We start from the raw sequence: 10,370 nt of genomic DNA, 5'->3' as shown, positions 1-10,370 counted from the left end.
TTAGACTTTTTTGTGCCTTTAAAATATCCTTGTAATGATAGCTCTATAGCTTTAGGACAAATGATACATTTTTTAAATAAAAATTAATCTAAAAAACTCATTAAATTTTAATACTTTTAAGGATACAATGGAATAATTATTTATTTAAGGAATAAAAATGTGTAAAGATTGTGGTTGTTCTATAAATTCTCAAAAAAATTTTTTTCATCATGAAAATCCAAGTTTAAAAGAAAGTAAAACGGTAGAGGTGATTTCTAAAATATTAAGTAAAAACGATGAACAGGCTTTGCATAATAGAAATCATTTCAATGAAGCACATACTCTTTGTATCAATTTAATGAGTTCTCCAGGAAGCGGCAAAACTACTCTTTTAGAAAGTACGATCAAGGCTTTAAAAGATGAAATTAAAATTGCTGTGATTGAGGGAGATTTAGAAACCAATAATGACGCACAAAGAATTAAAAATGTTGGTGCTAAGGCTTATCAAATCACCACAGGGCAAAGTTGTCATTTGGATGCTTTTATGGTGCATGATGCTTTGCATCACTTAGCGATTAATGACGTGGATTTGCTTTTTATAGAAAATGTGGGTAATTTAGTTTGCCCCGCAAGTTATGATTTGGGTGAACATTTAAATGTTGTTTTGCTTTCAGTGACTGAAGGGAGTGATAAACCACAAAAATATCCGGTTATGTTTAAAAAAGCTGATGTGGTGCTGATTAGTAAAGCGGATTTAGCGCATCATTTTGATTTTGATATTAAAGAAGCTAGCAAGTTGATTAAAGAACTAAATCCAAGAGCGGATATCATAGTTTTAGATGCTAAAAATGGAAGCAATGTGGAACTTTGGTATAAGTTTTTAAGATTAAAAAAGGAGCTTTTTTAATGTGTTTATCTATTCCATCTGAAATTTTAGAAATTGATGAATTAAATAATGCTACCGTGCAAACCTTAGGTGTTAAAAGAAAAGTTAATTTAGATTTGATTGATCAGCCTTTACAAAAAGGGGATTTTGTTTTGATCCATGTAGGCGTTGCTATGGAAAAAATCGATAAAGAATCTGCCCTAGAAAGTATAAAAACTTATCAAGAAATTGTAGAAAAAATGAACAATGGAGAAATTAATACCGATGAAGGGGATTTAGGTTTAAATGAATTTAATCGATGAATTTAGAGATAAACAAAGCATTTTAGCCTTAAAAAAATTAATAAAAAAAGAGATTAAAAACCCTATTAATATTATGGAAATTTGTGGCGGGCATACGCATAGTATTATGAAATATGCCTTACCTTCTATTTTGCCTAAAGAAATTAATTTTATCCATGGTCCAGGTTGCCCTGTATGTGTTATGCCTAGAAATCGTATTGATATTGCTATAAAATTAGCTTCCATGAAGGATAATATTTTTTGTACCTTAGGAGATCTTTTAAGGGTGCCAGGGAGTGATTTTTCTTTGATTGATTTAAGGGCAAAAGGAGCGGATGTTAGAGCGCTTTATTCTCCACTTGAAATTTTAGAAATCGCTAAAGAAAATCCAAATAAAAATATCATTTTTTTTGCTATAGGTTTTGAGACAACAACCCCTATGAGTGCTCTTTTGCTTGAAAAAGTGATAGAGTTAAATTTAAAGAATGTTTTTTTTCATATCAATCATATCACCGTTCCAGCACCTATTGAAGCGATTATGGATGATGAAAATGTGCAAATCAATGCTTTTTTAGGGCCTTCTCATGTGAGTGTGATAACAGGTTTTGAAATTTATAAACCTATAGCGACTAAGTTTAAAACCCCTATAGCAGTGAGTGGTTTTGAACCAGTGGATATTATGGAGAGTGTTTTAAATATAGTAAAGCAAATTAATAAAGGAACTTTTGAGGTATATAACCAATATAAAAGAGCTGTGAGTGAAAAAGGCAATATTAAAGCACAAAATTTGGTTACAAAATATTTTGAACCTTGCGATTTTGAATTTCGCGGCCTAGGAATTATTAAAAATGGTGGATTAAGATTAAGAGAAGAATTTAGCGATTTTGATGCAAATAAGCGATTTGATTGTGCAGTGTCAAGCAAAAATGAAAGTAAAGCTTGTATTTGTGGGAAAATTTTAAGAGGTTTGGCTAAGCCTTATGATTGTAAAGTTTTTGGCAAGGTTTGCACTCCAAGAAGTCCTATAGGTAGTTGTATGGTTTCAGGAGAAGGAGCGTGTGCGGCTTATTATAAATATTCAAAGGTAAATGCATGAAAAATATTTCTTTAGCTCATGGTGGTGGCGGAGAAGAAATGAATGAGCTTTTGGGTGGAATTTTTAAAATTTTTAATAATGATATTTTAAATGCGGCAAATGATGCTGCAATTTTAGGAAATTTAGCCCTTAGCACAGATTCTTTTGTTTTGAATCCTATATTTTTAGATGATGAAATAAATATTGGCAAACTTTGTGTTTGTGGTTCTATCAATGATGTTTTAATGGTCGGAGCTAAACCAAAATACCTTAGTTTAGCTTTTGTTTTAGAGGAAGGTTTTGAAATAGAAAAACTCAATAAAATTTTACAAAGCATACAAAAAGAGTGCTCTAAAGCTGGAGTTTTAGTTGTGTGCGGTGATACTAAAGTGGTGCCAAAAGGCAAGGGTGATGAAATTTACATCAACACAACAGCTTTAGGAGAAATCCTTGATAAAAAAGAAACTAAAAATATAAAAGCAGGGCTTAGTGTGTTGGTTTCTGGAGATATAGGTAGGCATGGCGCGAGTGTTTTGATTCAAAGAAATCATTTAGAAGCCAATATTAAAAGTGATTGTAAGATTTTAAATGAAGAAGTTTTAGAACTTTTGGAAAATAATGTAAAAGTTGTAGCTATGCGTGATGCGACTAGAGGCGGCTTGAGTGCGGTTTTAAACGAATGGGCAAAACAAAGTGGAAATGATTTTTTAATTTTTGAAGAAAAAATTATCATACAAGATGAGGTATTAGGACTTTGTGAGCTTTTCGGTTATGAGGCGTATGAACTCGCAAATGAAGGCACTTTTGTTCTTTGCGTGGAAAAAGAAGATGAGAAAAAAGCCTTGGAAATTTTAAGAAAATATAATAAAAATGCAAATATCATAGGAGAAGTTTTAGAAGAAAAAGCCTCTCGTGTGATTTTGCAAAATTCTTTTGGAGCTAAGCGTTTTTTAGAGACTCCAAAAGGTGAGCTTTTACCGAGAATTTGCTGATGCATGAACTTAGCATAGTGGAATCTTTAATCGATCTTTGTGAAGAAAATGCTTTAGCTAATAATGCCAAAGATATACAAGAAATTTATGTCAATATCGGGCGTTTAAGCGGAGTTGAGGTAGATCTTTTTAAGCGTTGTTTTGAAACATTTAAGGAAAATTCACAATTTTGTAAAAATGCAAAACTTTTGATAGAGATCGCCCCACTTGAAATTTTATGTTTAAAATGTGATCAAAAAAGCGTTTTGAAAGAAAATATTTTTGAGTGTCCGCATTGCTCGAGTTTGGAATATAAGATCATGCAAGGTGAAGATTTGCATTTGATGCGATTAGTAATGCAGTGATTATGTTTTCATGATTCTTCCAAGTTCTAATAAATTTGAAATTAAAAATTCTTTTTTGGCTAATTTAGAATTGGTTTTTAATTCATATTCGCTTTTAAGTAATAAAGCAAAAATATTTTTATATTGTTCTATTTTAATGCTAAAGGCTTGTTGACTTAATTTTTGAGCGATTAAAGGAGGAGGAGAATAGCCTAGTAATTCTTTTAAATCTACTTTTCCATAAATTTTTGCATAAATAGCGATTTTAAAAAGACGATAAAAACCAGCACTTAGATAATTAAGTAATGCAATTTCATTATAACTTTCTATGATTTTTTCAAGTTCATTTTTAAAATCTAGCCTTTTTAAAATCAGTTCAAAAAAGCTTTCAAAATTTCCAGAACTAAGGCTATAGCAGTATTGTTCTATATCTTTTTCACTTACACTTAAATTAGCAAATTTATTTAATTCACTCGCTGCTAGATATAGGTTTTCATTAAAATTTGTAAATAGCATAAATAAGGCATTTTGAGTGATTTCTATATTAAGTTCTTTTGCTTTCATCGCTAAAAGTTCTATGCCTTCTTTTGCATTGTTAGGTTGAAAAAATCGCGCAAAATTATTTGTAAAAATTTTTTCTATATCACTTTGTTTAGAATTTTCATCATAAAGCTCTAAAAGAAAAAAATTATTTTGATTATTGTGGCAGAGTTCGACTAGAATTTTTAATTCTTTTGCGGGAATTTTTTTATTGATTTTTAATTCTAAAAGCTTATTGTTGCTAAAAAGAGAACCTCCGCTTAAAAAATCACTGGCTTGATTAAAATGATATTCTTCAAAAAATAATTTTAAAGTTTCATCATAAGTCCATTTTTTCTTAATAAAATTGGCATATAATTCTATTTGAAAATTATCAGCTCCATATAAAAAGAAAAAATTAGGAAAATTATTTTTTAAAAGCAGTGTTTGCAAGTCTTTTCTATACATTTTTTACCTCAAGCAACAATTTTTCCATAAATTTTAGCCATGACAATATCTGCTTCTATGATTTGAATTTCAACCCTTTGCAAAAGATTAGCACGGGTATCGTAAAGGATAATATCTGCTCCTTTAATTTCATCATCAAGTTTAGCAATACATATCCCTTCATTTTGAATGATTAAAGCTTGAAAGCATTTTCCTATATTTTTTAAAGCCCATCTTGCAAATTTTCTATCCATAAAATCAAAAGCAACTTTATCAGCTTCTTTTTCAAGGGTGCTAAGGCTTTCGCAAGTGTTTTGTATATTTAAAAGTAGATAATTAAAAAGCTTTTCATCTTTTTTTTGTTTAGCTTTTAACAAACGATGTAAAATAAGATCAGAATATCTTCTAATCGGACTTGTAAAATGAGAATACTTGTCAAACCCTAAGCCAAAATGGCCTTGATTTTCACTAGAATATTCTGCTTTTTTTTGCGCTTTAATGATGAGCTTATCAACTTCTGCTCTTAAATTTAACTCATCTGCTAAAGCTTGGATATCGCGTATGAGTTCTGGTAAATTGGGTTTTAATTTAACATCAATACCAAGTTCGATTAATTCATTAAGAAGTTTATCGATTTTTTTGGCATCAGCGCTTAAATGGTTTCTAAAAATTCCCGTATCTTCTAAAATTTTTGCTGCTGCTTTATTGGCTAAAAGCATACAATCTTCGATTAGATTGTGAGAAAAAGTATCCTTTTCTATAAAAGTACTTTCAAGGCTTAAATTTTTATCCAAAACCATTCTTAATTCTTCGGTTCGAAATTCAAAAGCATTTTTAAGGCGTTTTTTTCTTAAAATTTGTGTGATTTCAAAAAGTTTATAAAGCCAATTGTGTTCTTTTAGGTCAGGTTTTTTTGATAAAATTTCATCCACTTCATCATAATTAAAACGGCGTTTAGAATTAATAATCGCTTCAAAAAGTTCTTCTTTAACAACTTCATTTTTTTCATTTAAAACGATTTTAAAACAATACGCTAAGCGATCTTCATAGGGTTTTAAAGAGCAAATATTTTCACTTAAAGCACGAGGTAGCATTGGAATGGCAATGTGTGGGAAGTATATCGAAAATCCACGATTTCTAGCTTCTTTATCTATAGCGCTATAAGCATAGACGTATTCACTAACGTCCGCAATAGCCACATAAATTTCTCGTTTTTTATCATCAAAATAAATAGCATCGTCAAAATCTTTAGCGTGTATAGGGTCTATGGTGCAAAATGGCAAAGATCTTAAATCAATTCTATTTTCATACATGCTCGCATCAACGCTATTACCATTGGCTAAAGATTCTTTGATGCAAGTATCGCTAAATTCGCTATTTTTGTTAAAAAGTGCAAGAGAAATTTTCTCATCCACATTTTCATCATCAATATGCCCTAAAACTTCTATAATGTTGTTATTTTCATTTTCTATTTTTAGCACTGTTCCTAAAGGTAGGGCTTTTAATGATTTTTGTGAAGCTTTTAAAGCAAGACTTAAACCTGTTTTGATATTCATTCCAAGTACAGCTTCTCCGTATCTTTTGGTGATGACTATTGAAGTTTCATTGGCACGTTTTAGCACTAAAATAACTTTAGCGCTAGGTCGTTTTCTTTTTAAAGGAAGGAGTTTAACAGCGACGATATCTTTATAATTGGCGCCTTTTAAGTTTTTGTTTTCGATGAGTAAATCTTTTTTAAAACTCTCATCAAAGCATTCTAAAAATCCCGTTCCTTTACTTGAAATATCAAGAACTCCAAAGGCAAAGCCATTGTTGAGGTAAAATTTATTTTTATATTCTTTAATGATTTGATTTGCTAGAAGTTCTCTGATGATTTGTTTGTATTCATTATTAACTTGATTGATATTTATTCCATAGTTTAGGCTGTTTAAAAATTCTTTCATTGATATACTTTTGTAAGTTTTTAAGAAATTTTACATAAAGTTTATAAAAAAAATATGAATTTTAGACTTTAATTGTTATAATACTTGCTATTGATATTTTAAAATACGGGATAAGTATAATGAATAATCTTTTTATCAAAGTCTGTCAAGTAAAATGTGATTTGAAAAAAAATAATTTTTACAAAAATATCTCATTATAAGATTTTATTTTGCTTAAGAAAAAAATAACACAAATACAAAGATTTTTGATTATAGCTATACTTTTTTTATTGTGTATAGCTTTGGCTTTAGGAATTTTATTAAAATATCAAGAACTTAAAAATACTACAAATCATTTTGCTAAAAATAACAACGATCAACAAGAAAATTTGATTTTGCTAGAGGATAATAATCAAAATAAAATAGAAATGTTTGAAGATTTTCATGATCAAGATAAAAATAAAAGTTTAGCTATTTTAGAGCAAGAGGCACAAAAAATCGATAACGATATCAATTTAACAAAAATGATCGAACAAAATATAAGCCTTGAGAAAAATGACACTTTAAAGAGCAATTTAAGCTTAAATAATGATAATAATTTAAGTTTAAAAAATACAACTATTTTAGAAAATAATTCAAGTCTTATTGAGCAAAATTTAAGCACCCAAACGATACAAAAAAAAGACAAACATCTTCCAAAACTTGCTATTATTATCGATGATATGGCAAATGCGAGTCAGGTAAGAAATCTTAAAGCTTTAAAATTAAAATTAAACCCTTCTTTTTTTCCACCTGATAAAAATCATCCAAATACTCCAAAATTAGCTTCTAATTTTAATTTTTATATGGTGCATTTGCCTTTGGCTGCTATTCATTACAATAAACCAGAGCTTGATACCTTAAATCCAAATGATAGCGAAGAAAGAATTTTTAAAAAAATCGCACAGATTAAAAAAGATTTTAAAAATTTAAAATATATCAACAACCATACCGGAAGTTTATTTACAAGCAATGAAAAGGCTATGAAAAATCTTTACGAGGCTTTAAAAAGTCAAAATTTACTTTTTGTGGATTCTAAAACTATAGGAAATTCTAAGGCTTTAAAAGCATCCAAAGAAACAGCCATGGTTTATATACAAAGAGATATTTTTTTGGATAATGAAGATAATGTAGCTTATGTTAAAAAACAGCTTTTAAGTGCTGTAAGATTGGCACAGAAAAAAGGATTTGCCATCGCAATCGGCCATCCAAGAAAAAGTACCTTAAAAGCTTTACAAGAGAGTAAAGATTTACTTGCTAAGGTGGAGTTAGTATATTTGAGTGAAATTTATGGAAAGTAAAATTTTAAGCGATGATTTTTTAGACCTTTTTAAAGACTTGAAAAAACCTCCAAAAAAACTTTACTATAAAGGAAATTTAGAGCTTTTAAAGAAGCGTAAAATTGCCATCATTGGTTCAAGAAAAATGAGTGTTTATACAAAAAATTGCGTTTTTTCTTTGGCAAATATGCTTAAAAATTCAGGAATTTGTGTTGTAAGCGGCGGGGCTTTGGGGGTTGATATCAGTGCAAGTATTGCTGCTATGCCTTATACGATAGGAATTTTTGCAAATGGTTTGAGTCAAATTTATCCAAAAAGCAATGAAAAAATTATCAAACAAATGTATCAAGAAGCCTTAGCTTTAAGCGAATATGAAGAAAATTATATCCCTAAAAAATATGATTTTTTGCTTAGAAATCGTTTAATTATCGCTTTAAGTGAAGCTGTAGTTGTTGCCCAAGCTGATATAAGTAGTGGCTCTATGCAAAGTGCTAAACTTGCTTTAGAATTAAAAAAACCTTTATACGTTTTACCTCATAGGATCAATGAAAGTAGTGGGACGAATTTACTTTTGAAAGAGAAAAAAGCGGAATTAATTTATGATTTTAAAGAATTTGTTGGCCAGTTTGCAAAAGTGTGCGAAGACAAGCAAGATGAATTTTTGGATTTTTGTAAAAAAGGTGTCAGCATCGATGAGGCTTTAGCGCTTTATGGTGAAAAAGTTTACGAATATGAACTTGAGGGTAAAATTTCTATCGAGGGTTTATTGATAAGAGTTTTAAAATGAGAGCATTAGCATTAGATGTGGGTTTAAAGCGTATTGGAGTGGCGCTTTGCATCGATAAAATAGCACTTCCACTTGATGCTGTTATAAGAAAAAATCGCAATCAAGCCGCTACAGAAATAAAAAAAATCTTACAAGAATATGATATTTCTTTATTGATTGTGGGTATTCCAAAAGGAGGATCAAGCGAAGATGAAATGCAAAGACGCATCCAACATTTTGTTTCTTTGCTTGAATTTGAAAAAGAAGTGATTTATGTAGATGAAAGTGGAACAAGCAAAGAGGCTTTGAAATTTCAAAGGGCTAATACTCGAAAAAAAGATGGAAAATTGGATTCTTTGGCAGCTTTTATTATGATAAGGGATTATTTTGCTCTCTAAAATCAAAACGCTTTATACGGAAAAAGAATTTGCTCAAATTTTAAATTCTTTTGAAAAGGAAAAAAATATTTGTGTCTTTTTAAATTCTTTAAAGTGCGATTTTAAAGAGCTGGAAAATGATTTTTTAAAAGCTCATTTAAAATGGAAAAAAATCAATGAATATTGTTATTTGTTTGAGGCTAAGGATAAAAATATTTTAAGCTCTATGAAAGCTTTTAATGAATTTAAATTTTATATACAAAATTATTCCTCTTATTTATGTGCTTTAAATTTGGACGTAAAGGCGGGAGAAAGTGTTTTAGATATGTGTGCTGCTCCAGGTGGCAAAAGCATTAATCTAGCTAATTTTATGCAAAATACAGGTTATTTAGCTTGTAATGAAATCAGCAAGGAACGTTTTTTTGTTTTGCAAAAAAATCTTCAAAATTATGGAGTAAATGCAAAATGCTTTATGAAAGATGGTAAAACAATAGGAAAATTATGCCCTTTAAAATTTGATAAAATTTTGCTTGATGCCCCGTGCTCGACTTTTGCAAAAATGGGTTTTGATTTAGAAAAAAGTTATAAAGAAATAAAAAATATAGCTAAAACGCAAAAAAAGCTTTTACATTCTGCACTAAAGGCTTTAAAAGTAGGTGGAGAGCTTGTTTATAGCACATGTACATTTACCAAAGAAGAAAATGAAGAAGTCATAGAAAATGCCTTAAAAAGCGAATTTAAACTCGAAATTTTAGATATCAATTTAGAGCATGTTATAGTAAAAGATGCACAAAGTGAGTCTTTTCAAGAAATTTCAAAATGCAAGAGAATTATTCCAAATTCAGATTATGATGGATTTTTTATAGCTAAGCTTAAAAAATTATCTTAAACCCTAGTTTGTCCTATGAGATTATTTAATCTATCCATTATAGATCCAACAAAAGAATTGATACTTTCACTACTTGCTTTCCAGCCATTAGCTTTTGCTTGATTAAACTGATTATCAAACAAAGCTCCACCATAACCTATGCTTGTATTTTGCCATTTAACTCCTTTTTCCATTGCATAAATATCTGCGTCAAGCCAACCATCTTGTGCATAACCTTTTAATAAACTTGCAAAATCAACTTTGCCTGCCATGATGTCATCTAGTGAAACATCAAAAGAAGGATTTACTTTCATTTCTAGCTTACGTTGTGCTTCCAAAACTTTTGCTTCAGGACTTAAAACAACTTGATTTGAAGATGGAATAGGCGGATAAGATTTCAAAAAACTCATAAATAAAGCTTCTTTAGAATAACTTCCATCTTCATTTTTTGGATAAAATGACATATCAGGATTAAAACCACCTTCTAGTGAAGGTTCTTCCATACTTTGAGGAGAAAAATCAAGTTTTATCCAATTAATCTCTAAACCCGAGATACAATCAAGCTCTTGTGCTTCTTTAAATTGTTCTGCATTAAATATATTTTTTACAATTTGTT

At 29.6% G+C, this 10,370-nt stretch carries 12 protein-coding genes and 1 pseudogene; 10 read left to right on the top strand and 3 right to left on the bottom strand.

Annotated elements, in window-relative coordinates; genetic code table 11:
* The 6 genes from H2277_RS09335 to hypA form a co-directional block, all read left to right on the top strand.
* Positions 1–87, top strand: an 87-nt coding sequence (locus H2277_RS09335) for a hypothetical protein (protein ID WP_407928569.1), incomplete at its 5' end; no start/stop codon positions are given.
* Between the two features lie 70 nt (positions 88–157).
* On the top strand, positions 158–886 hold the full coding sequence (hypB, locus tag H2277_RS08365) for a hydrogenase nickel incorporation protein HypB (RefSeq protein WP_337201870.1): 729 nt from the start codon (positions 158–160) through the stop codon (positions 884–886).
* On the top strand, positions 886–1,167 hold the full coding sequence (locus H2277_RS08360; RefSeq protein WP_337201869.1) for a HypC/HybG/HupF family hydrogenase formation chaperone: 282 nt from the start codon (positions 886–888) through the stop codon (positions 1,165–1,167). Before hypB ends, H2277_RS08360 begins: the two co-directional genes overlap by 1 nt.
* Entirely contained in the window at positions 1,151–2,242 is a 1,092-nt protein-coding gene (hypD, locus tag H2277_RS08355; protein WP_337201868.1) for a hydrogenase formation protein HypD, read from the top strand. Before H2277_RS08360 ends, hypD begins: the two co-directional genes overlap by 17 nt.
* Positions 2,239–3,213, top strand: a complete 975-nt coding sequence (gene hypE, locus H2277_RS08350) for a hydrogenase expression/formation protein HypE (RefSeq protein WP_337201867.1) — start codon at positions 2,239–2,241, stop codon at positions 3,211–3,213. The genes hypD and hypE overlap by 4 nt, the downstream gene beginning before the upstream one ends.
* On the top strand, positions 3,213–3,557 hold the full coding sequence (gene hypA, locus H2277_RS08345; protein WP_337201866.1) for a hydrogenase maturation nickel metallochaperone HypA: 345 nt from the start codon (positions 3,213–3,215) through the stop codon (positions 3,555–3,557). Before hypE ends, hypA begins: the two co-directional genes overlap by 1 nt.
* On the opposite strand, the gene H2277_RS08340 is transcribed toward hypA, so the two are convergent.
* Entirely contained in the window at positions 3,558–4,523 is a 966-nt protein-coding gene (locus H2277_RS08340) for a DNA polymerase III subunit delta (protein ID WP_337201865.1), read from the bottom strand. It abuts the gene before it with no gap.
* A gap of 8 nt (positions 4,524–4,531) precedes the next feature.
* Positions 4,532–6,445: a ribonuclease R family protein gene (locus H2277_RS08335; RefSeq protein WP_337201864.1), complete on the bottom strand. Its 1,914-nt coding sequence runs from the start codon at positions 6,443–6,445 to the stop codon at positions 4,532–4,534.
* Positions 6,446–6,654: 209 nt separating this feature from the next.
* Between H2277_RS08335 and H2277_RS08330 the strand changes: the two genes are divergently transcribed.
* Genes H2277_RS08330 through H2277_RS08315 form a run of 4 tightly spaced genes read left to right on the top strand, consistent with a single transcriptional unit; the run spans position 6,655 to position 9,775 of the window.
* A complete protein-coding gene (locus tag H2277_RS08330) occupies positions 6,655–7,764 on the top strand; it encodes a divergent polysaccharide deacetylase family protein (protein WP_337201863.1) in 1,110 nt (369 codons plus the stop codon).
* Positions 7,754–8,530 (top strand): DNA-processing protein DprA, encoded by a 777-nt coding sequence (locus H2277_RS08325; RefSeq protein ID WP_337201862.1) that lies wholly within the window; start codon positions 7,754–7,756, stop codon positions 8,528–8,530. The genes H2277_RS08330 and H2277_RS08325 overlap by 11 nt, the downstream gene beginning before the upstream one ends.
* Positions 8,527–8,907 carry a Holliday junction resolvase RuvX gene (gene ruvX / locus H2277_RS08320; RefSeq protein WP_337196135.1) on the top strand — a complete coding sequence of 127 codons (381 nt, stop codon included), beginning with the start codon at positions 8,527–8,529 and terminating at the stop codon, positions 8,905–8,907. The genes H2277_RS08325 and ruvX overlap by 4 nt, the downstream gene beginning before the upstream one ends.
* Positions 8,897–9,775 (top strand): RsmB/NOP family class I SAM-dependent RNA methyltransferase, encoded by an 879-nt coding sequence (locus H2277_RS08315; RefSeq protein WP_337201861.1) that lies wholly within the window; start codon positions 8,897–8,899, stop codon positions 9,773–9,775. Before ruvX ends, H2277_RS08315 begins: the two co-directional genes overlap by 11 nt.
* Here the strand turns inward: H2277_RS08315 and H2277_RS08310 are convergent.
* Positions 9,772–10,370, bottom strand: a pseudogene (locus H2277_RS08310) (hypothetical protein); the annotation flags it as partial. The gene H2277_RS08315 and the pseudogene H2277_RS08310 sit on opposite strands and share 4 nt — an antisense overlap.

Source organism: Campylobacter sp. W0014 (genome assembly GCF_020135975.1).
Lineage (GTDB): Bacteria > Campylobacterota > Campylobacteria > Campylobacterales > Campylobacteraceae > Campylobacter_D.
The sequence above is the reverse complement of the archived record's forward strand: the minus strand, read 5'-3'. Positions and strand labels throughout refer to the sequence as shown.